The 22936-nt window shown below is 64.4% G+C and carries 17 protein-coding genes and 1 pseudogene; 14 read left to right on the top strand and 4 right to left on the bottom strand.

Translation table 11 applies throughout. From position 1 onward, the window contains the following. From hisF to coaA, 3 genes are all read left to right on the top strand, one after another. Positions 1–625, top strand: a 625-nt coding sequence (hisF, locus tag NKJ06_RS20975) for an imidazole glycerol phosphate synthase subunit HisF (protein WP_352810492.1), incomplete at its 5' end; no start/stop codon positions are given. Between the two features lie 72 nt (positions 626–697). Continuing rightward, on the top strand, positions 698–1021 hold the full coding sequence (locus NKJ06_RS20970; RefSeq protein WP_352630632.1) for a phosphoribosyl-ATP diphosphatase: 324 nt from the start codon (positions 698–700) through the stop codon (positions 1019–1021). Between the two features lie 23 nt (positions 1022–1044). Continuing rightward, the gene (gene coaA, locus NKJ06_RS20965; RefSeq protein ID WP_352630634.1) at positions 1045–2004 is read left to right on the top strand and encodes a type I pantothenate kinase; all 960 of its coding nucleotides are present in this window, start codon (positions 1045–1047) and stop codon (positions 2002–2004) included. Here the strand turns inward: coaA and NKJ06_RS20960 are convergent. The 4 genes from NKJ06_RS20960 to NKJ06_RS20945 form a co-directional block, all read right to left on the bottom strand. Further along, positions 1991–2635, bottom strand: coding sequence for an alpha-ketoglutarate-dependent dioxygenase AlkB family protein (locus NKJ06_RS20960; protein WP_352630636.1), 645 nt, complete (start codon positions 2633–2635; stop codon positions 1991–1993). The two genes, coaA and NKJ06_RS20960, sit on opposite strands and share 14 nt — an antisense overlap. 105 nt (positions 2636–2740) lie before the next feature. Beyond that, positions 2741–3214, bottom strand: a complete 474-nt coding sequence (gene lysM / locus NKJ06_RS20955) for a peptidoglycan-binding protein LysM (RefSeq protein ID WP_352630638.1) — start codon at positions 3212–3214, stop codon at positions 2741–2743. A gap of 89 nt (positions 3215–3303) precedes the next feature. Then, a complete protein-coding gene (gene arfB, locus NKJ06_RS20950; RefSeq protein ID WP_352810490.1) occupies positions 3304–3741 on the bottom strand; it encodes an alternative ribosome rescue aminoacyl-tRNA hydrolase ArfB in 438 nt (145 codons plus the stop codon). Positions 3742–3826: 85 nt separating this feature from the next. Beyond that, complete coding sequence (locus tag NKJ06_RS20945) at positions 3827–5452, bottom strand: phosphoenolpyruvate carboxykinase (protein WP_352630642.1); 1626 nt, start codon at positions 5450–5452, stop codon at positions 3827–3829. A gap of 340 nt (positions 5453–5792) precedes the next feature. Here NKJ06_RS20945 and NKJ06_RS20940 point away from each other — a divergent pair, with 340 nt between their 5' ends. The 11 genes and pseudogenes from NKJ06_RS20940 (at position 5793) to addA (ending at position 22935) form a co-directional block, all read left to right on the top strand. Continuing rightward, a complete protein-coding gene (locus NKJ06_RS20940) occupies positions 5793–6494 on the top strand; it encodes a response regulator transcription factor (RefSeq protein ID WP_352630644.1) in 702 nt (233 codons plus the stop codon). Positions 6495–6515: 21 nt separating this feature from the next. Beyond that, positions 6516–8300 (top strand): sensor histidine kinase, encoded by a 1785-nt coding sequence (locus NKJ06_RS20935; protein WP_352630646.1) that lies wholly within the window; start codon positions 6516–6518, stop codon positions 8298–8300. Between the two features lie 71 nt (positions 8301–8371). Next, positions 8372–8833 carry an HPr kinase/phosphorylase gene (locus NKJ06_RS20930; protein WP_352630647.1) on the top strand — a complete coding sequence of 154 codons (462 nt, stop codon included), beginning with the start codon at positions 8372–8374 and terminating at the stop codon, positions 8831–8833. A gap of 164 nt (positions 8834–8997) precedes the next feature. Then, positions 8998–9399 (top strand): PTS sugar transporter subunit IIA, encoded by a 402-nt coding sequence (locus NKJ06_RS20925; protein ID WP_056589309.1) that lies wholly within the window; start codon positions 8998–9000, stop codon positions 9397–9399. After that, positions 9396–9707 (top strand): HPr family phosphocarrier protein, encoded by a 312-nt coding sequence (locus NKJ06_RS20920; protein WP_352630650.1) that lies wholly within the window; start codon positions 9396–9398, stop codon positions 9705–9707. The genes NKJ06_RS20925 and NKJ06_RS20920 overlap by 4 nt, the downstream gene beginning before the upstream one ends. A gap of 179 nt (positions 9708–9886) precedes the next feature. Further along, on the top strand, positions 9887–11287 hold the full coding sequence (ahcY, locus tag NKJ06_RS20915) for an adenosylhomocysteinase (RefSeq protein WP_352630652.1): 1401 nt from the start codon (positions 9887–9889) through the stop codon (positions 11285–11287). 201 nt (positions 11288–11488) lie between these two features. Further along, positions 11489–14044 carry a sensor histidine kinase gene (locus NKJ06_RS20910; RefSeq protein WP_352810487.1) on the top strand — a complete coding sequence of 852 codons (2556 nt, stop codon included), beginning with the start codon at positions 11489–11491 and terminating at the stop codon, positions 14042–14044. 8 nt (positions 14045–14052) lie between these two features. After that, complete coding sequence (gene tsaE, locus NKJ06_RS20905) at positions 14053–15564, top strand: tRNA (adenosine(37)-N6)-threonylcarbamoyltransferase complex ATPase subunit type 1 TsaE (protein WP_352810486.1); 1512 nt, start codon at positions 14053–14055, stop codon at positions 15562–15564. After that, on the top strand, positions 15561–16289 hold the full coding sequence (locus NKJ06_RS20900; RefSeq protein ID WP_352810485.1) for a nucleotidyltransferase family protein: 729 nt from the start codon (positions 15561–15563) through the stop codon (positions 16287–16289). Before tsaE ends, NKJ06_RS20900 begins: the two co-directional genes overlap by 4 nt. Continuing rightward, positions 16286–19420 (top strand): annotated as a pseudogene (gene addB, locus NKJ06_RS20895) (double-strand break repair protein AddB). Before NKJ06_RS20900 ends, addB begins: the two are co-directional and overlap by 4 nt. Beyond that, on the top strand, positions 19417–22935 hold the full coding sequence (gene addA, locus NKJ06_RS20890) for a double-strand break repair helicase AddA (RefSeq protein WP_352810483.1): 3519 nt from the start codon (positions 19417–19419) through the stop codon (positions 22933–22935). The pseudogene addB and the gene addA overlap by 4 nt, the downstream one beginning before the upstream one ends. Position 22936 lies beyond the last annotated feature (1 nt).

The raw sequence follows: 22936 nt of genomic DNA, 5'->3' as shown, positions 1-22936 counted from the left end.
GGACAATCGCGAGACCATCTTCGACATCGTCGCCCGCACCGCCGAACAATGCTTCATGCCGCTGACCGTCGGCGGCGGCGTGCGCCAGGTCGCCGACATCAGGAAGCTGCTGCTGGCTGGCGCCGACAAGGTGTCGATCAACACGGCGGCGGTGAAGAACCCGGATTTCGTCGCCGAGGCGGCCGACAAGTTCGGCAACCAGTGCATCGTCGTCGCCATCGACGCCAAGAAGGTGTCTGGCACCGGCGAGGCCGATCGCTGGGAGATATTCACCCATGGCGGGCGCGAGAAGACCGGCATCGACGCGGTCGAATTCGCTCGGCTGATGGTCGATCGCGGCGCCGGCGAGATCCTGCTGACGTCGATGGACCGAGACGGCACCAAGGCCGGCTACGACATCGCACTGACCCGCGCCATTGCCCACGCGGTGCGCGCGCCGGTGATCGCTTCCGGCGGGGTCGGCACGCTGGATCACATGGTCGAAGGCATTCGCGATGGCCATGCCGGCGCGGTGCTGGCGGCCTCCATCTTCCATTTCGGCACCTACACGATAGCGCAGGCCAAGGCGCATATGGCCGCCGCGGGGCTGCCGATGCGGCTGGACTCCCTCGGTAATCGGTCCTAAAGCATGATCCCGAAAAATGGGAACCGGTTTTCGGAAAAAGATCATGCTTAAACAAGCAGATAGATGACGGTCATGACAGAGTTTTCGCTATCCGACCTGGAAAAGATCATCGGGGAACGCGCCCATTCCGGTGATCCGGACTCCTGGACCGCAAACCTGTTTGCGCGCGGCATCGACAAGGCGGCGCAGAAGCTCGGTGAAGAAGCGGTCGAGACTGTCATTGCCGCCGTCAAGGGCGATAAGCAGGCCCTCGTTTCGGAAAGTGCCGATCTTGTATATCATTGGCTCGTCGTTCTCGGCCTCTCCGGGGTTCCGCTGAGCGAGGTGCTTAGGGAACTCGAAGGCCGCACCAGGCGTTCGGGCATCGCCGAGAAGGCGTCACGGCCCAAGGGCTGACCGCGAGGAGGGCAGGTATCTCGATGGATCAGCTCGCGCCAACCGAGAAATATTCCCCCTTTCGTTTCTTCTCCGCCGAGCAATGGTCGCAATTCCGCGCCGACACGCCATTGACGCTGAGCGCGGACGAATTCCGCCGCCTGCGTTCGCTCAACGACCCGATCGACCTCGAAGAGGTCAAGCGCATCTATCTGTCGCTGTCGCGGCTTTTGTCCGCGCATGTCGAGGCGAGCCAGCTGCTGTTCAGGCAACGCCAGGCCTTCTTCAACGCGGTGGACATCGTCAAGACGCCTTTCATCATCGGCATTGCCGGTTCCGTCGCGGTCGGCAAATCGACCACGGCGCGCGTGTTGAAGGAGCTGTTGGCGCGTTGGCCGTCGAGCCCCAAGGTCGACCTCATCACCACCGACGGCTTCCTGCTGCCCAACGAGGTGCTGCGCCGCGAGAACCTGATGGAACGCAAGGGTTTTCCAGACAGCTACGACGTCGGCGCGCTGCTGCGCTTCCTCTCGGGCATCAAGTCGGCGCTGCCCGATGTCCGCGCGCCGGTCTATTCGCACCTGACCTATGACGTCATTCCCGGCGAGTTCGTCACCATCGACCGGCCCGACATCCTGATCTTCGAAGGCATCAATGTCCTGCAGCCAGGCAAGCTGCCGCAGGACGGCAAGATCGTGCCCTTCCTGTCGGATTTCTTCGACTTCGCCATCTATATCGACGCCGACGAGAAGCTGATCCACAATTGGTACATCTCCCGCTTCATGCGGCTGCGCGAGACCGCCTTCCGCAACCCGGACTCCTTCTTTCACCGCTATTCGCAGCTCTCGGAGGGTTCGGCGCGCGCCATCGCCGAAGGCCTGTGGACGAACATCAATCTGAAGAATCTGCGCGAAAACATCCTGCCGACGCGGGCCCGCGCCGACTTGATCCTGCGCAAGGGCGCCGACCATCTCGTTGAGGAAGTGGCGCTCAGGAAGCTGTGACGGCCGGCTTCGTCACCCGTCGCAGCGTCAGGTTGATGCGGCCGCCATTTTTCAGCAGCGCCGAGGTCGAGGGATAGATCCGATCGACGCCGTGAAAGCACAGCCGCCCCTCGCCGCCGAGCACCACGACATCGCCGCTTTTCAGTCGGAACGACTTGGTGGCACCATCGCGCGTCGCCCCCTCGCCCGTCACTTGGCCGACCCGGAACAGGCAGTCGTCGCCGAGCGAGACGGAAACCACCGGCGCCGAAAAATCGGCCTCGTCGCGGTCCTGGTGCAGGCCCATTTTTGCTTCCGGCGTATAGAAATTGACCAGGCACGCCTCAGGCGGATGCGGATAGCCAGAGACCTGCCGCCACAGCTCGAGCAATGCCTCCGGGATTGGCGGCCATGGCGCTCCGGTCACCGGATGGGTCGGCTGGTAGCGGTAGCCCTGCTCCTTGTCGGTGACCCAGCCGAGCGGGCCGCAATTGGTCATGCGAACGCTCATCTCCTTGCCGGTGCGCGGCATGGCCGGCACGAACAGCGGCGCCTGCTGCACGATATTTCTCACCTCCTCGACCAGCGCTTCCTGCACGCTGCGTGACAGGTAAGCCGGCATGTGGCGGACGCCTTTGGGCAGGACAAGCACGGATTCGGTCACCTCGCGAAGAGTTCGGAACCGTAAAATGTCACGATCGAATGAAAACGGCGACCCGAAAGCCGCCGCTCATGCCTAATTCGCAGTTCGCCCCGATCAGGCCAGGTCCGGTATCCGCAGCACCTGGCCCGGATAGATCTTGTCGGGATGGGTCAGCATCGGCTTGTTGGCCTCGAAGATGACCGTGTTCTTGACACCCTTGCCCTTGCCGTAGCTCTTCTCGGCGATCTTCCAGAGATTGTCGCCCTTCTGGACAGTATAGAAGGTGGGTTCCTTGGCTGGGGCCGCGGTCTTGCCGGCCTCTGGCGCGACCTGCAATTCGTCCGCCTGCACCTTGGAGACGCCAAGCGTGTTGCCGACGGCGATGACCGCCTTTTCGAAGATCGACTGGTCCTTGACCACACCCTTGAGTACTGCCGTATCACCCTTGACGACGACCTCGACGCCATCGGTGCCGAGCTTGTGCGAATCGAGCTCCTTCTTGAGTGTATCGGCCGTGGGTGCGGCTTCTTCGTCGCCGCCGATGCCCAGTTTCTTGCCGACGCTCTTGACGAAATCGAACATGCCCATCTTTGGTCTCCCTTGCTGTGGCAATGAGGGAACCTTGCATCTGCGATGCGAAATGGGAAGTCGTTTTGAGCGCGTTATTGGTGTGGTGCTTAATCGTTCTCCACCCGGCCGCGTAGTTTCTTGATCGTGCCGCGTCCGGCCTTGCTCTTCAGCCGCCGCTCCACGGCGCCCTTCGACGGCCGCGTCTTCTTGCGCGGCGGCGGCGGCGGTTCGGCGGCCTTGGCGACCAGCGCCGTAAGCCGTGCGCGTGCGTCCGCCCGGTTCTGTTCCTGGGTGCGGAAGCGGCCTGGCTCGATGACGATGACACCGTCCTTGGTGGCGCGCTGGCCGGCAAGCTTGATCGCCCGCTCGCGCACGCGCTCCGACAGGCCCGTCGCGTTGGCCGCGTCGAAGCGCAGTTGCACCGCTGTCGCCACCTTGTTGACGTTCTGGCCGCCCGGACCGGACGAACGGATGAAGTCCTCGTGCAGGTCGCCCGGGTAGATCACCGCATCGTCGGATATGATGATGTTGTCGTCGTTCGCCATGCCGCAGTCATGGCGCGGCGGATCGAAAAAGAAAAGGCCCGATCGAAACCGGGCCTTTCAACGATAGCCGAGCCGGATGGCGTGATTACTCCGCCGCTTCCTGCATGCGCGGCGCGGCACCCAGCACCACGGCGTCGACATGGCTTTCGAATTTCTCGAAGTTGACGGCAAACATGCCGACCAGTCTTGTCGCCTGCAGGTCATAGCCGGCCTTGTCCGCCCAGGTCGCCCGAGGGTCCAGAATCATCGGGTCGAGAATGGCGCTGTCGACGCCGCGAACCGCCACCGGCACCTCGAAACCGAAATGCGGGTCGGTGCGGAACTCGGCCGTCTTCAGCGAGCCGTCGAGTGCGGCGGCAAGCAAGGCCCGCGTCGCCTTGATCGGCATCCGCTTGCCGGTGCCGTAGGCGCCGCCGGTCCAGCCGGTGTTGACCAGCCAGCAATCGGCACCATGGCGTGCAATCAGTTCACGCAGCAGATTGCCGTATTCCGATGGATGACGTGGCATGAAGGGGGCACCGAAGCAGGTCGAAAACGTCGCTTCGGGCTCGGTCACGCCCTTTTCGGTCCCGGCCACCTTGGCGGTGTAACCGGACAGGAAATGATACATCGCCTGCGCCGGGCTCAGCCGCGCGATCGGCGGCATCACGCCGAAGGCATCTGCGGTCAGCATGATGATGTTGTTGGGATGGTTGGCGCGTCCGGTCTTGCTGGCGTTGGGGATGAAATCCAGCGGGTAGGCGCAGCGTGTGTTCTCGGTGAGCCTTCCATCGTTGAAATCCGGCACGCCATGGACATCGAGCACGACATTTTCCAGCACGGTGCCGAAGCGCTGCGTGGTGGCAAAGATTTCCGGCTCGGCCTCCGCCGACAGCTTGATCGTCTTGGCGTAGCAGCCGCCTTCGAAATTGAAGATGCCGTGCGGCCCCCAGCCATGCTCGTCGTCGCCGATCAGCGTGCGCGAGGGATCGGCCGAGAGCGTCGTCTTGCCGGTGCCCGACAGGCCGAAGAAGATGGCGGCATCGCCGGCCGCACCCTCATTGGCCGAGCAATGCATCGGCATCACGCCTTTCGCCGGCAGCAGATAGTTGAGCATGGTGAACACCGACTTCTTCATCTCGCCGGCATAGGAGGTGCCACCGATCAGCACGATCTTGCGCGTGAGATCGACGGCGATCACCGTTTCGGTGCGGCTGCCGTGGCGGACGGGATCGGCTCGGAAGGACGGCAGGTCGATGATGGTCATCTCGGGCACGAAATGCTCAAGTTCGGCCGCATTCGGACGGATGAGCAGATTGCGGATGAACAGCGAGTGCCAGGCAAACTCGGTGATCACCCTGGTGGGCAGCTTCAGCTCCTCATCGGCGCCGCCGACCAGATCCTGGACGTAAAGATCCTTGTCCGCGGCATGCGCCCGGAAATCGGCAAGCAGCGTGTCGAACTGGGCCGGCGAGATCGCCTTGTTGTTGTCCCACCAGATATGCGGCTCGGTGGCGCCGTCGCGGACGACGAACTTGTCCTTGGGCGAGCGGCCGGTGTGCTGGCCGGTCTCGGCGACCAGCGCGCCATGTGCGGTCAGCCGGGCTTCGCCGCGCCGGATCGATTCCTCATAAAGCGCGGCTGCACCGAAATTATAGCGCACCATGCCGGTGGTTTTCAGGCCGATATGATCGATCGCGCAGGCGGAATTGCGTTTGCCGACTTCCGACATGGGTGTCCCTTCTGGATTTGCCGCATCTTTGCCGGCACGTTTCCGGCAAGCCCGCACCGCAGGCTGAAATGGTCAGAACCAGAAAAGCCAAATGATATCAAATCATTAATCGATTTAAATATTTTGAAAGTTGTTTAAATCGTTTATATGTGCAAAAAGTTTCGCGGTTGCCCAAAGGATTGGCGATGTTCGTTCGTCCAATCCATATCGAGGTAGGATTGTGGCCGCCGGCAAGCCGCGCGTGACAGCGGACAAGGCCTATGCCACATTTTGTACCTAATTTGTCCTGCAAAAGCCCCTTCTACGAAAGAAGGGACAGCTCATGAGGGAGCCGCTTGAAATGGCAACAATCGCGCTTGTCGATGACGACCGCAACATTCTGACATCGGTGTCGATCGCCCTCGAATCCGAGGGGTATCGCGTCGAGACCTACACGGATGGTGCGTCAGCGCTGGAAGGATTGGCGGCACGCCCGCCGAATCTTGCCATCCTCGACATCAAGATGCCGCGCATGGACGGCATGGAACTGCTGCGCCGGATGCGCCAGAAGTCCGACCTCCCGGTGATCTTCCTGACTTCCAAGGACGACGAGATCGATGAATTGTTCGGCCTCAAGATGGGCGCCGACGATTTCATCCGCAAACCGTTCTCGCAGCGTCTGCTGGTCGAGCGGGTGCGCGCCGTGCTGCGCCGTGCCAGTGCCCGCGAAGCCGCGGCCAAGACACCAAGCCAAGCGGCCCGCTCGCTCGAGCGCGGTCAGCTTGTCATGGACCAGGAGCGCCATACCTGCACTTGGAAGGGCGAGCCGGTGACGCTCACGGTCACCGAATTCCTCATCCTGCATTCGCTGGCGCAGCGTCCCGGTGTCGTAAAAAGCCGTGATGCGCTGATGGATTCGGCCTATGATGAACAGGTCTATGTCGACGACCGCACCATCGACAGCCACATCAAGCGGCTGCGCAAGAAGTTCAAGGCCGTCGACGACGACTTCGAGATGATCGAAACCCTTTACGGAGTCGGATACCGGTTCCGCGAAGCGTAAGTTAGCAGGGACTGCTATTCGATGGCAGTGGAAGCACAGCGAAGCAGACCGGCGGGCGCCTCCAGGCGGCCGTCGCGGATCATGCCGTCTTTCGTGTCGAAGATCACGGTGCCGATGCGCCGCTTCCTCGGCCATCATATCTTTTCCAGCCTGACGCGGCGTATCCTCTTCCTCAACCTTGCCGGCCTTGCCGTCCTGGTGACCGGCATCCTCTATCTCAACACCTTCCGCGACGGGCTGATCGACGCCCGCGTCGAAAGCCTGATGACCCAGGGCGAGATCATCGCCGGCGCGATCGCCGCGTCGGCGACGGTCGAGACGGACTCGATCAGCATCGACCCGGAAAAGCTGCTTGAGCTGCAGGCCGGCGAAAGCCTGGGACCGGGCTCCGACCAACTCGACAATCTCGACTTCCCGATCAACCCGGAGCGCGTCGCGCCGGTGCTGAGAAGGTTGATCTCGCCGACCCGGACCCGCGCCCGCATCTATGACCGCGACGCCAATCTGCTGCTCGATTCGCGCCATCTCTATTCGCGCGGCCAGATCCTGCGCTACGACCTGCCGCCGGTCGAAGAGGAAGAGCCCGACCTGGTCGAGCGCATCCAGAAATTCGTCTTCGACTTCTTCCGCAACACCGAGCTGCCGGTCTATCACGAGCAGCCGGGCGGCAATGGCGCCGCCTTCCCGGAAGTGGTCAAGGCGCTCACCGGCAGCCCGTCTACCATCGTTCGCGTCTCGGAACAGGGCGAGCAGATCGTTTCCGTGGCGGTGCCGATCCAGCGCTTCCGCGCCGTTCTTGGCGTGCTGATGCTGTCGACCGAAGGCGGCGACATCGACAAGATCGTTGCCGCCGAGCGCAAGGCCATCCTGCGCGTCTTCGGCATCGCGGCCTTGGTCACCGCCATCCTGTCGCTGCTGCTCGCCTCCACCATCGCCAATCCGCTGCGCCGGCTGTCGGCGGCGGCCGTGCGGGTGCGGCGCGGCGTCAAGAGCCGTGAGGAAATCCCCGACTTTTCCGACCGCCAGGACGAGATCGGCAATCTGTCGATCGCCATACGCGACATGACCAACGCGCTCTACGCCCGCATCGAGGCGATCGAAAGCTTTGCGGCAGATGTGTCGCATGAATTGAAGAACCCGCTGACGTCGCTGCGCAGCGCGGTGGAAACCTTGCCGCTGGCCAAGAACGACGATTCGCGCGGCCGTTTGATGGACATCATCCAGCACGATGTCAGGCGGCTGGACCGGCTCATCACCGATATTTCCGACGCCTCACGCCTTGATGCGGAGCTCGCGCGCGAAGATGCCGGGAACGTCGACCTGAAGAAATTCATCACCGATCTCGTCGCCGTTTCGCGTGAAGCCACGCGCAACAAGAAGGCGGTCGAGATCGAGTTCAAGGTCGCCAAACTGCCGCAAGGCGTCAAAGGCTATTTCGTCGTTGGCCATGATCTGCGCATCGGCCAGGTCATCACCAATTTGATCGAGAACGCCCGCTCCTTCGTTCCCGAGGACCATGGCCACATCGGCCTGTCGCTGGCGCGCGCCGGCAAGTTCAACATTGTCACCGTCGACGACAATGGTCCCGGCATCCGCGCCGACAACATCGACCGCATCTTCGAACGCTTCTACACCGACCGGCCGGCCGGCGAGGCGTTCGGCCAGAATTCCGGCCTTGGCCTGTCGATATCCAGGCAGATCGTCGAGGCCCATGGCGGCACGCTGACCGCCGAGAACATCCCGGGCACCAAACCCGGCGAGATCAAGGGTGCGCGCTTTGTCGTGACGCTGCCGGCCGAAGCATGATCCCGAAAAGTGGAAACCGGTTTTCGGACAAGATCATCATGCTTCATCCAAAAACATGATCGTGCAAGATCGTGCCTGATTCAGTTGCACAGCCTGAAAACATTCACGGAACCGCGATCCTGATCGGCGAGCGCGGCGTCCTTATCACCGGGCCGTCCGGCGCCGGCAAGACGACGCTGGCGCTGACACTCCTGGACCATTGCCGCGCGCGCGGGCTGTTCTCGCGGCTGATCGGCGACGACAGGCTGCTTGCCGCGGCCCGCGCCGGGCGGCTGGTCTGTCGCGTGCCGGCGACCATCGCCGGTCTCGCCGAAGTACCTGGGTTCATGCCGCGCCCGCTGCCGTTTGAGCCGGGCGGAGTGATCGACCTGCATGTGAGGCTGGTGCCCAAGGCAGAGATGGCCCGTTTCCAGGAGGAAATCAGCGAGCCGGTCGCAGGCTGCCCGGTGCCGCGTATCGACCTCGCCGAGCGTAACGCTGCCACGGCCTTGCCGGCCGTGATGGCGCGGCTGTCGATCGCGCCTTTTCTATGATCCGCCCCGGCTTTTTTGCTGCAATGCGTCAAAATGGCATGGGCCTGCGCAATTTTGGGCTTGTCAACGGGCCGCGCGTCGACAAGATAGCGCTCCCGCCGCCAGGAATGGCTGGCGAGCATAATATGCGCCTGTGAAGCGGCGATGACGGGAGCCACCAAAGAATGATCGGACTCGTGCTTGTAACGCACGGTCAACTGGCCGCCGAGTTTCGACATGCCGTGGAACATGTCGTCGGGCCACAAGACAATTTCGAAACCGTGGCGATCGGCGCCGACGACGATATGGAGCAGCGTCGCCGCGACATCGTCGATGCGGTTGCCCGTGTCGACACCGGGACAGGCGTCATCGTGCTGACCGACATGTTCGGCGGCACGCCCTCCAATCTCGCTATCTCGGTGATGGAATCGGGCCGCACGGAGGTGATCGCCGGCATGAACCTGCCGATGCTGATCAAGCTCTCCTCGATCCGCAAGGGCGACAATATGGCGGCCGCCCTCGACGAGGCTCAGGCGGCCGGCCGCAAATACATCAATGTCGCCAGCCAGCTTTTGAGCAGCAAATGAACGCGCTGTACCCGGAAAAAGATCATATTGCCAAAGATACGATCACCAGGGACTTTCCCATCATCAACCAGCGCGGCCTGCACGCGCGCGCCTCGGCGAAGTTCGTCCAGCTGGCCAGCGGTTTCGACGCTTCGGTGCATGTCGAGAAGGACGGCGTCAAAGTCGGCGGCACCTCGATCATGGGCCTGATGATGCTGGCGGCAAGCCCCGGCTACTCGATCCGTGTTACCGCCAGCGGACCGGAGGCCCGGCAGGTCATCGACGCCCTTGAGCAGCTGGTGGCGTCTCGTTTCGGCGAGGAAAGCTGATCCGGTGCATCGCAAATGCATGTCCGAGAGACATGCACGAATAAAGATTTCTTTATATCCCATTGTCGTCTTCGCCCCGATCTGCTAGTCAGGCCGGCAATTCGCGCCCTTCGACGCGCCGGCCGGCGTGGGCGCATCCGCTACCAATTCGCAGCACAACATTCGCAGGGAGTACTACCATGACGGGTAGCAAGGACTATGTGGTCGCCGACATCTCGCTTGCCGGCTGGGGCCGCAAGGAAATCGAGATCGCCGAAACCGAAATGCCGGGCCTGATGGCCAGCCGCGAGGAATTCGGCGACAAGAAGCCGCTCAAGGGCGCGCGCGTCACCGGCTCGCTGCACATGACCATCCAGACGGCGGTGCTGATCGAGACGCTGAAGGCGCTCGGCGCCGATATCCGCTGGGCCTCCTGCAACATCTTCTCGACCCAGGATCACGCGGCCGCGGCCATTGCCGAGGCTGGCATCCCGGTGTTTGCCGTCAAGGGTGAGAGCCTCGAGCAGTACTGGGACTACACCGACAAGATCTTCCAGTGGACCGACGGCGGCCTTTCCAACATGATCCTCGATGATGGCGGCGACGCCACCATGTACATTCTGATCGGCGCGCGCGCCGAGGCCGGCGAGGACGTGCTGTCCAACCCGCAGAGCGAGGAGGAGGAGTACTTCTACGCCCAGGTCAAGAAGCGCCTGAAGGCCTCGCCCGGCTTCTTCACTAAGCAGAAGGCGGCGATCCGCGGCGTCACCGAAGAGACGACGACCGGCGTCAACCGGCTTTACCAGCTGCAGAAGAAGGGCCTGCTGCCCTTCCCCGCCATCAACGTCAACGACTCGGTCACCAAGTCGAAGTTCGACAACAAGTATGGCTGCAAGGAATCGCTCGTCGACGGCATCCGTCGCGGCACCGACACGATGATGGCCGGCAAGGTCGCGGTCGTCTGCGGTTATGGCGACGTCGGCAAGGGCTCGTCGGCCTCGCTCAAGGGTGCCGGCGCCCGCGTCAAGGTCACCGAGGTCGATCCGATCTGCGCCCTGCAGGCGGCGATGGACGGTTTTGAAGTCGTCACGCTGGAAGACGCGGCTCCGACCGCCGACATCGTCATCACCACCACCGGCAACAAGGATGTCGTTACCCTCGACCACATGCGTTCGATGAAGGACATGGTGATCGTCGGCAACATCGGCCACTTCGACAACGAGATCCAGGTGGCTTCGCTGCGCAACCTGAAATGGACCAACGTCAAACCGCAGGTCGACATGATCACCTTCCCGGACGGCAAGCGGATGATCCTTTTGTCGGAAGGCCGTTTGCTCAATCTGGGCAACGCCACCGGTCACCCGAGCTTCGTCATGTCGGCGTCCTTCACCAACCAGGTGCTGGCCCAGATCGAGCTGTACACCAAGCCCGGCCAGTACGAGAACCAGGTCTACGTCCTGCCCAAGCACCTCGATGAAAAGGTCGCGCGCCTGCATCTCGACAAGCTTGGCGCCCGCCTGACCGAATTGTCCGGTGAGCAGGCCGCCTATATCGGCGTCACCCAGCAGGGGCCGTTCAAGCCGGAACACTACCGCTATTAACCAAAGCTAAAATTACTACCAGATATTGAGGCCGGGCGATTGACTTTTCGCCCGGCTTTATTTTTGCGCGCCATCAGCCTTCACGCCGATTCGGCGAGGGTTTATTGTCAGGTGATTCGGCGATGCTTCCGGCCCGAGAGGGGTTCAAGAGAGGTGCGCATCAGGGCGGTCTTGCATTCAGGCGGCGGAGAGGACCAAGACATGCCGGGGCAACACCCGCACAGAGCGGGACGGGCCGTTTCCGGCGGCCATGACGATTCGAGGATCACCGGCTCCGCCTTGCAAAACGGAAGCCTGTCCTGGCGCGCCCGCGCGTCAATCTTCCTTGCCACCTCCGCGCTTGCCGGCCCCTTGGCCGGTGCTGTCGCGCATGCCGAAACCGCTGGTTCCGCCGTCGCCGGATTTTCCATGAGCGCCGTCGAGGTGATGCAGCTTGCGGTGTTTGTCGGTGTGACGGGTGCTGCGCTGATATCGGCGATCGTCCTCATCCGCGAAAGAGCCCGCACCTCGGCGGAAAATGTCGAGCTCAGGAGCCGCCTCGCCGACATCAACGCGGCGCTCCGCCGCTCGGAGGCGCTGCTCAATCTGCGCGACCAGCGCGTGGTCGTCTGGGCCGCGGAAAACAAGAAGCCCGAACTCATCGGCACATTGCCCGTCGAAAGCGGCGCTCCGGAGGACAGGGCGGCTTTTCTTGCTTTCGGCCGCTGGCTGATGCCGCGTTCGGCGGCGGCGCTTGAACATGCCGTTGCGGGATTGCGCGAAAAGGCGAAACCCTTCGACCTCGTCATCGAATCGCAGGCCGGCGCGCCGCTCGAAGTGCATGGCCGCAAGAGTGCGGCGCATGTGCTCGTGCGCTTCGTCTCGCTTTCGGAGACGCAGCGCAGCCAAGCCAGGCTGAAGATCGAGAACCAGCGGTTGGCCGCCGACCATGACACCATGATCGGCCTGCTCGACGCGCTGAACATGCCAGCCTGGCTGCGCAGCGAGGATGGGCGGCTGAAGTGGGTCAACCGCGCCTATGCCGATGCGGTCGAGGCTGAAAATGCCGAAGCCGCGGTACGGGAGGCAAAAGAGTTCCTCGGCGGCCAGGCACGCGACGCAATTGCCGCCCAGCACAAGACGCATCCGGTCTTCGAACAGTCGCTTTCCACCGTGATCGAAGGCGATCGCCGTGTGTTCGCGGTCACCGATTTCGCCGGCAGCGATGGCTCGGCCGGTCTTGCTTGCGACACCAGCGCTATCGAGACGGTTCGCGGCGAATACGAGCGGACCGTCAGGAGCCATGCCGACACGCTCGACCAGCTCAATACGGCGGTCGCCATTTTCGACACCGACGAGAAGCTTCGGTTCTTCAACCAGGCTTTCCAGAAGCTGTGGGGCCTCGACAGCGGCTTCCTGCACAGTGCTCCCGACAATGCGCTGCTGCTCGACCGGCTGCGCAGCGAGGGCAAGATCGCCGAGCAACCTGAATGGCGCCGCTGGAAGGAAGGCCTGCTCAGCGCCTATCGCGCTGTCGAATCCCAGGAACATTGGTGGCATCTGCCGGACGGCAAGACCATCCGCGTCGTCGCCAACCCGCAGCCCAAGGGTGGCGTGACCTGGGTGTTCGAGAACCTGACCGAGAAGATGGACCTCGAAAGCCGCTACCAGACGGCGGTGCGCGTCCAGGGCGAGACGCTCGACAATCTTGCCGAAGGCGTGGCGGTGTTCGGCCCCGACGGCAGGCTTCGTCTGTCGAACCCCGCCTTTGCCACGCTCTGGGGTTTGAGCGGCGAAGCGGCCAAGGCCAATGTCCACGTGTCCACGATCCGCGACCTTTGCGACCGGCAGGCGGCGGACAGTCCCTGGCCAGGCTTCGTGGCGGCCGTCACCGGGTTCGACGACGAGCGCCGCGACCGCCACGGCCAGACCGAACTCAACAACGGCAACGTGCTGAGCTACGCCATGATCCCGTTGCCCAACGGGCAAGTGATGATGACCTTCGTCGATGTCACCGACAGCGTCCATGTCGAACGGGCGCTGAAGGACAAGAACGAGGCGCTGCAAAAATCCGACCAGCTCAAGAACGAATTCGTCCAGCACGTCTCCTATGAGTTGCGCTCGCCGCTGACCAACATCATCGGCTTCACCGAACTGCTGTCGCAGCCCACGACCGGTCCGCTGACGCAGAAGCAGCGCGAATATGTCGAGCATGTCAGCTCGTCTTCCTCGGTCCTGCTCACCATCGTCAACGATATCCTCGACCTGGCGACGGTGGACGCCGGCATCATGCAACTCGACATTTCCGAGGTGCAGGTCGATCGCACCATTGCGGCCGCGGCCGAACTGGTGGCCGACCGGCTGGAAGAGCATTCGATCAGGCTCGAGGTCGACGCCACTGCCGCGCCGAAGACGTTCCACGGCGACGAAATCCGTGTCCGCCAGATCCTCTACAATCTGCTCAGCAACGCCGCCAACTACGCGCCGGAAGCCAGCACCATCCGGCTCACTTGCCGCCATCTGGCGGACGGGGTGGAATTCTCGGTTCATGACGACGGCCCCGGCATGCCGCCCGATGTGCTCGATTCGGTGTTCCGCCGTTTCGAGCCGCGCGCCAATGGCGGCCGCCGGCGCGGCGCCGGTCTCGGCCTGTCGATCGTCAAGAGCTTTGTCGAGCTGCATGGCGGCAGCGTTCGCATCGAAACCGGCAAGGACAAGGGTACGACCGTCATCTGCACCTTTCCCGACATGCCGGGCATCCGCGCCGCGGCCGAGTAGCGCGCTCGATGACCGAATTGGTGCTGGAGCGTTTACTCGCCGACGAGACACAGACAGCGCGGCTGGGCGAGGATCTCGCGCTGTCGCTACGCCCGGGTGATGTGCTTGCCCTCAAGGGCGATCTCGGTGCCGGCAAATCCACGCTCGCCCGAGCCTTGATCAGGACCCTGGCCGACGATGCCGGCCTCGATGTGCCGAGCCCGACCTTCACGCTGGTGCAGAGCTACGACACCCGCATTCCGGTCCATCATTTCGATCTCTACCGCCTGTCCTCGGCGGCCGAGATCGATGAGCTCGGCTTCGACGAAGCCCTGACCCAAGGCGCTGCTTTGGTCGAATGGCCGGAACGGGCGGAAGATTATCTGCCGAAAACCACGGTCCTGATCGAACTCGTCCAGCATGGCGACGGCCGCCTGGCGCGGCTGTCGGGGCAGGATGCTGCCTTCGACCGGGCGGCACGGTCGCTGGCTATGCGCGACTTTCTCGTGAACGCTGGCTGGGGGGAAGCGCAGCGCCGCCATTTCATCGGCGATGCCTCGGCCCGCTCCTATGAGATCGTTTCGCTGCCGGACCGGAAGCCGCAAGTGCTGATGAACTCGCCCCGGCTGGTCCTCGGCCCGCCGGTGCGCGACGGCAGGCCCTATGCCGAAATCGCTCACACCGCCCAGTCGGTCTCGGCCTTCGTCGCCATCGACCGTGCCTTGAAGGCCGGCGGCGTCAGCGTTCCGGAAATCCATGCCGAGGACCAGGAGCAGGGGTTTTTGCTTCTCGAACATCTGGGTTCGGAAGGGTTTCTCGGCAGCGATGGCCAGCCGGTGGCGGAGCGCTGCGCGGCGGCGGCCGAGCTGTTGGCCATGATGCATGGCAGGACTTGGCCGCGACGCCTGGAAACAGGGCTGGGCGGCTTCCACGAAGTGCCGCCTTTCGACCGCGATGCCATGATGATCGAAGCCGATCTGCTGGTCGACTGGTACGTGCCGGCGATATCGGGCAGCCCGGCAAGCGACAGGTTGCGCGCCGGCTACCACAAGGAATGGAACGTGCTTCTCGACCGGCTGCACGGCCGCGAAGTCACACTGATGCTGCGTGATTTCCATTCGCCCAACATCATCTGGCGTGGCGACCGTTCCGGGCATGATCGGCTGGGCATCGTCGATTTCCAGGATGCGCTGATCGGCCCATCCGCCTATGATGTCGCCTCGCTCGCCATGGACGCGCGCGTCACCATGTCACCCGAGATCGAGAAACAGACGCTGGATGCCTATATCGCGGTGCGCCACGCAGCCGGTGCTTTCGACGAAGCAAGTTTCCTGGAATCCTACGCAATCATGGCGGCGCAGCGAAACTCCAAGATCCTCGGCATCTTCGTTCGTCTCGAAAAGCGCGACGGCAAGCCCTATTATCTAAAACACCTGCCGCGCATTCGTGACTATCTGCGCCGGGCCTTGTCTCATCCGGCGCTGGCAAGCCTGCGGGATTTCTACAACGCCAACGGTTTGCTGGAGGAGCGAGCGCTGTGACAGCAAAACCGGACACCGCCATCGTACTTGCCGCCGGGCTCGGCAAACGCATGCGGCCGATCACCGACACCATTCCCAAGCCGCTGGTCCAGATCGCCGGCAAGACATTGCTCGACTGGAGCCTCGACAGCCTGGCCGCCGCCGGTGTCGGCAAGGCCGTGGTCAACGTCCATTATTTTCCCGAACAGATCGTCGCCCATGTCGCGGCGCGCCAGTCGCCGAAGATTGTTATCTCCGATGAGAGTGAGAAACTGCTCGATTCCGCCGGCGGCATCGTCAAGGCTTTGCCGGAGCTGGGTGGGCAGCCCTTCTACATCCTCAACGCCGACACGTTCTGGATCGACGACGGTCCTCTCAATCTCAAGCGCCTCGCCCTTGCATGGGACGCAGCGAAAATGGATATTCTGCTGATGCTGGCGGATCTCCATCAGGCGACCGGACACTGCGGCAGCACCGATTTCCTGGTGGCGCCGGATGGTGGCTTGCGGCGTTCAAAAGGCGATCCGGCGGGCCTGATCTATGCCGGCGCGGCGATCGTCCATCCGCGCCTGTTCAGGCATGCACCGGCCGGGCCGCACTCGCTCAACGCTTATTTCGACACGGCCATTGCTGCCGGGCGCCTGTTCGGCATGCCGATGCATGGCCACTGGATCACCGTCGGCACACCCGATGCCATTGCGCTCGCTGAAGCGGCGGTCGCCGGCGCGCTAGCCGAGTTGCAATGAGCGGCTCAAGCCGCGTTTTCTCAATTCCACCCGGAGCGCCGTTTCTGCCGACGCTTGCCGAGGCGCTGCTTGCCGGCCGCCTCGTTCCGGGCTTTCGCTTCGACGGCGACCCGCTCGCTCTGGCCGATGTCACCATCTATGTGCCGACTCGCCGCGCCGCGCGCGCCTTGCGGGGTGTCTTCGTCGACAGCCTGGCGGCACGCGGCGGCGGCGGTTCGGCGATCCTGCCGGTCATCCGCCCACTCGGCGAATTCGACGAGGACGAGGCCGTATTCGAGACCGAGGCAGCGGCCGCCATCGACCTCGCACCACCGATCGCCGCTGCCGAACGCCTGTTGCTGCTGACGCCGCTGGGGCGCGCCTGGAAACGCAGGCTGCCGGCGCATGTCGCCGCCCTCTTCGCCGAGGAGATCGTCATCCCGGCCTCCACCGCCGACGCGATCTGGCTGGCGCGCGATCTCGCGGGGCTGATGGATGAGATTGAGACGGAAGGCACGGACTGGGCCAAACTCACCGATCTGGTAACCGGCAGCCTTGCCGGATGGTGGCAGGTGACGCTCGAATTCCTCGGCATTGTCACCGAAGCCTGGCCGAAATTCCTTGCCGAGAGCGATCGCTCAAACCCGGCCGCACATCGCAGCGCGCTGATCCGCGCCGAGGCAGCGCGGCTGCAGCGCAATCCGCCCGCTTGACCGGTCATCGCCGCAGGCTCGACCGGCTCGATACCGGCCACCGCCGAACTGCTTGCCGCGATCGCGCGCTTGCCCGGCGGCGCCATCGTGCTGCCCGGCCTTGACCGGACACTGGACGAAGCGTCCTTCCAGGCAATCGCGGCGCCCGGCGCCCGTCCGGCCGTGCTCGGCCACCCCCAATATGGCCTCGCCAGGCTGATCGGCAAGATCGGCGTGTTGCGCGGCGATGTCGAGGAGATCGGCGCGGCCGAACCGCAACTTGCGCTTCGCGCCGCTCTTGTCGGCGAAGCGTTGCGGCCGGCCGAGACCACCGAATTGTGGGCCGAGACGCGCGACGGCTTTTCAGCATCCGACATCGCCGGGGCCTTCGCCGGCGTGACCTTGCTCGAAGCGGCCAGCGAACGCGATGAAGCCGTCGCCATTGCCGTCGCGCTGAAGCGCGCGGTCGAAGTATCAGGCCAAAGGGCGGCTCTCGTCACCGGAGACCGCGCGCTGGCGCGGCGCGTCTCGATCGAGCTCCAGCGCTTCGGCGTCGTCGCAGACGATTCCGGCGGAACCTCGCTCGCCAACACCCCGCCGGCCAGTCTGCTCCGGCTGGCGCTCGAAGCGGTGTTCCGGCCGGGCGATCCGGTTGGCCTCTTATCGCTGCTCAAGCATCCGCTGCTTGGCCTCGGCCTCGAACGCGCTGATGTGCGCCATGCGGCGGAACTGGTCGAACTGGTGGCGCTGCGCGGCGGCACAGGCCGCCCCGATATCGTTTCGCTGCCGGAACTATTCGAGGCCCGCCTCACCGGCCTGGGCAGCGGCAGCCGGCCGCCCTTCTGGTTTTCCCGGTTGACCGTGCGCGCCATCGAAAGCGCGCGGAATTTGCTGGACCGTCTCACGCAAGCACTGGCGCCACTTGCGGCTTTCCGGAGCCAAGGTGACGCCGACCTTGCCGCGCTGGTCGGGGCCAGCGTCGTCGCACTCGAAAATCTCGGCCGCACCGCCGATGGCGGTCTTGGAGAACTCTATGCCGGTGACGCGGGCGAAAGGCTTGCCGAACTGCTGCGCGGGCTGGTCGCGGCTTCCGCATCGCTGTCTTTCGCGGCGAGCGAATGGCCAGACGTGATGGCGGCACTGATCGCGCCTGAAACTGTCAAGCCGGCGCAAGGCACCGACAGGAACATCGCCATCTGGGGCGCGCTGGAAGCGCGCTTGCAGACTGTCGATACGCTGGTCATCGGCGGGCTCAACGAGGGCGTGTGGCCGCGCAAGCCAGAGAGCGACCGCTTCATGTCGCGGCTGATGAAGACCGGTATCGACCTCGAACCGCCGGAACGGCGCATCGGCCTCGCCGCGCATGATTTCCAGATGGCCATGGGGGCGAAGAAGGTGGTGCTGTCCCGCTCGGCGCGCGCCGGCGATGCGCCCGCCGTACCGTCGCGCTGGTTGCAGCGTCTGCTCACCTTCATCGGTAAGGACCAGGGGCTAGAGATACGCCGCCGCGGCGACGAACTGCTCGCCTGGGCGCGCTCGCTCGACACCGGCCCAAGGCAGGATTTCGCGCCGCGGCCACAGCCGAAACCGCCACTGTCAGTGCGCCCAACCCATTTCTCGGTCACCGAGATCGAGACCCTGCGCCGGGATCCCTACGCCGTCTATGCAAGACGGATCCTCGGCCTGATGCCGCTCGATCCGGTCATCCGCGACCCCGGTGCGGCCGAGCGCGGCACGCTGTTCCATGCCATCCTGCATCTGTTCTCGGCGCGCGTCGCCGATCCGCGCGCGCCAGATGCGCTCGCCGGCCTCATATCAGCCGGCCGCGCCTGTTTTGCCGAAGCCGCACTTCCGGCCGATGTCGAGGCGGTGTGGTGGCCGCGTTTTGAAAAACTCGCCGCCAACATCATCGAGTGGGAGCGCACGCGCGCCGACGCGGTGATACGGCGACATGCCGAGGAGCGCGCCGGCAAGACCGTCGTCGGCCAGTCCGGTGTGACGCTGTCCGGCTACGCCGACCGCGTCGACCTATTGGCCGGCGGCATGGCCGACATACTGGATTACAAGACCGGCTCCTCGCCGTCCAAGGCGCAGGCGCACACGCTGCTGGCGCCGCAGCTGGCGCTGGAGGGCGCACTGCTCAGGCGTGGCGCCTTCAAGGATTTGGGCGCGCGCGAACCCTCGCAACTGGCCTTCATCAGGTTGAAGCCGAATGGCGAGGTGTTCGAGGAGTCCATCCTCGAACACAACCGCCAGCCGCGGACCGCCACAGATCTTGCCGAAGAGGCCTGGGCGCGGCTGGAAAAGCTTCTGATCCACTATGCCGACCCGGCGACGGGCTATCTGTCGCGCGCGCTGCCGTTTCGCGAAGGCGAGACCGATGGCGACTACGACCATCTCGCTCGCGTGCTTGAATGGTCGGCCGGCGGCGACGCCGGTGACGAGGGAGGGGAGGCATGAAGAAGGCCTATCCCATCCCGAGCGACACCGCGACCAGCCAGGCCCGCGCGGCCGATCCTCAGAATTCCGCCTGGGTCTCGGCGAACGCCGGCTCCGGCAAGACCCATGTGCTGGCCCAGCGCGTAATCCGGCTGCTGCTGCGCGGCACCGATCCGTCGAAGATCCTGTGTCTGACCTACACGCGCGCCGCCGCCGCCAACATGTCCAATCGGGTGTTCTCGACACTGTCGGAATGGACGACGCTCGGTGACGCGGATCTGGCGTCGAAGGTCGAGGCGCTGGAAGAGCGTCGGCCCGATATCGAGACCATGCGCCGGGCGCGGCGCCTGTTCGCCGAGGCGCTGGAAACACCCGGCGGGCTGAAGATCCAGACCATTCACGCCTTCTGCGAATCGGTGCTGCACCAGTTCCCGCTGGAAGCCAACATCCCAGCTCATTTCGAGATGCTCGACGGCCAGATGGAGGCATCGCTGTTTGCCGCCGCGCGTCGCGACATGATCTCCGGAACCGCCGCCGGCGACAGGGATCTGGCCGAGGCCTTTGCCACCATCCTCGACCGTGGCGGCGAAGCCGGGCTCGACGCCTTGCTGGGCGAGATCGTGCGCAAGCGTGACGGCTTGCGCAATTTCATCGACGCGGTCGGGCGCGAGGGCACGCGCTTCCAGGCGCTGTTCGACGAATTCCATTTCCGCCCCGGCCAGACCGCCGAAGGCATAGCGGCATCGGCCTGGCCGCTGCCGGGTTTCCTGCCGGACTATTTTGCCGGCTTCGCCCAGGCCGCCGACGCCACCGATGCGAGAGCGGTGCTGAACAACATCCTGCCCTATGCGCGCCAGGCTTTCGCCGAAAGCGATCCCATTCGCCGCCTGCAATTGCTCGCAAGAGCCTTCCTCAAGACCGATGGCGATGCCTATGACCCGGCCAAGGCCTTCAAGAAGGCGCTGGTCGACCGGCTGCCGGATCTGGCGGAACGCTACCTCTCGGCGGCCAACACGATCGTTGAAACCGTTGACCGGCTGGCCCTGTTCCGGATGCTGGAAGGCACGGTTGCCGCGCTGACCATCGCCGACTGGCTGATCGCTCGCTATGAAGTGCTGAAGCGCAGCCGCGGCTTTCTCGACTTCAACGACCTGATCACCCGCACCGTCAACCTTCTGGCGCGGCCCGATGCCGGCCCCTGGGTGCAATACAAGCTCGACCAGGGCATCGATCATATCCTGCTCGACGAGGCGCAGGACACCAGCCCGGATCAATGGGAGGTTGTGAAGCGGCTGGCGGAAGAGTTCTTTGCCGGCTTCGGCGCCCGCGACAGGGTCCATCGCACGGTCTTCGCCGTCGGTGACGAGAAGCAGTCGATCTATTCTTTTCAAGGAGCGGCACCGGACTCCTTCGCCGACAGCCGGCTGCTGTTTGCGGGACGAGTGCGCGACGCCGAAGCGTCCTTCGCCGACCTCAAGCTGACCTGGTCGTTTCGCTCGACCGACGACGTTTTGGCCGCCGTCGACCGCGTCTTCGCCGATCCCCTCGTGCGGCGCGGCATCAGTCACGATCCCGACCCGCTGAGCCACAAGGCGATCCGCACCGATGCGCCGGGCTATGTCGAGGTCTGGCCGTCGGTCGGCGCCGATGTCGTCGACGAGCCCGACGACTGGACGCAAGCCATCGACCACGCGCATGCGCCGGCGGTGCGCGTTGCCGAGAACGTCGCCGCCACCATAGCCGGCTGGATCGGCACCGGTGAGATCATCGAAGGCAGCGGCAAGCGGTTGCGGCCGGGCGACGTGCTGGTGCTGGTGCGCAAGCGCGACCGCTTCGTGCATGCGCTGACTCGCGCCTTGAAACGCCGCGACATTCCGGTCGCCGGCGCCGACCGGCTGAGCTTGCCCGGTCACATAGCGGTCAAGGACCTGATCGCGCTTGGCCATCTCCTGATCCAGCCGCAGGACGATTTGTCGCTCGCCGCCGTGCTGCGTAGTCCGATCTTCGATCTGCCTGAAGAGACGCTGTTCACGCTCGCCGCGCAGAGGCCGCCCGGCCTGTCGTTGATCGCATCGCTGCGCGCCCAGGCCGGCGACAGCGAGCGACTGATGGCGGTCGTCGCCCGGCTCGATACCTGGACGAGCGAGGCCGCCTTCAAGCCGGTGTTCGAATTCTATGCCGGGCTGCTGGCGCGCGATGGCGTGCGCAAAAAGATGATCGCGCGGCTCGGGCCTGAGGCCGGTGACATTCTCGACGAGTTCCTGAGTTTCTGCCTTGCCGAGGAGCGGACCGGCCTGCCGGGGCTGGAAGCGTTCCTGTCGACGCTGGAAAACGCCGGTCCCGAGATCAAGCGCGAGATGGACCAAACCCGCGACGAGGTCCGGGTCATGACCGTGCACGCCGCCAAGGGCCTGGAAGCGCCGGTCGTGTTCCTGGTCGATGGCGGTTCGGCCCCGTTCAGCGACCAGCATCTGCCGCGCCTGATGCCCTTCGATGGCTCCGGCGCCAATTGGGACGGCAAGGGCTATCTCTGGCGCTCAGCCAGCGACGTCGCCAACGGCTTTTCCAAAGCAGCGGCAGCGCGGGCGCGGGAACTCGCCGACGACGAATACCGCCGGCTGCTCTATGTCGGCATGACCCGCGCCGAGGACCGGCTGATCGTCTGCGGCTATCACGGCAAGCGGGCACCGAACGCCGGCACCTGGCACTCTATCGTCAGCCGAGCGCTGCTCGGCGCTCCAGAGAGCGAGCAACGTCTCCATCCCGCCGGCGGCGAGCCGGTGCATCGGTTCCATGTCACGAAGCTGCCGCCGGTCGCACTGGTATCCAGCGAGCAGGCACGGCAAGCCGACGCTTTCGAGCCTTTGCCGACAGGCCTGTTCCGGCCCTTGCCGCCTTTCGAGGACTTGCCGCGCCCGCTGTCGCCATCCGGCGCCTCGGCGCTGATCGACGAGGGCAAGGAAGCGGTGGTCGACAAGGCCTCGCCGGTGCTGGACGCCGATGCCGAGCCGGGCTTTGCCGTGCTGCGCGGGCTTGCCCTGCACAAACTGCTGCAAATGCTGCCCGGCATTGCCAAGCCCGAGCGCCAGGGCGCGGCGGAACGCTATCTCGCACGAACCGGTGCGGAATGGCCTCCGTCGGAGCGGGAGAAAGCCCTGGCTTCGGTGACCGCCATCCTTGCCGACGCTAGCTTCGGTCCGCTGTTTGCGCCGTCGTCGCGTGCCGAGGTCGCGATCATGGGCAGCCTGGAGGTCAAGGGCAAAAAGCGCTCGATTTCCGGCAAGATCGACCGGCTGGCGGTGACGCCGGATACGGTATCGATCGTCGACTACAAGACCAACCGGCCGGCACCCGCCTCTCTGGCCGAGGTCCCGCCGGCTTATGTCCTGCAGCTCGCGCTCTATCGCGCTTTGTTGCAGCCGCTTTATCCCGGACGCGCGGTCAAGGCGGCCCTGCTGTTCACCGAGGCGCCGCGGCTGATCGAGCTGCCGACCGGTGCCATGGATGACGCCCTTGCTCGACTCACGGGAGCGTGAC

Source organism: Mesorhizobium sp. M0293, assembly GCF_040321735.1.
GTDB lineage: Bacteria > Pseudomonadota > Alphaproteobacteria > Rhizobiales > Rhizobiaceae > Mesorhizobium.
This window is presented reverse-complemented; position numbering and strand designations above follow the sequence as displayed.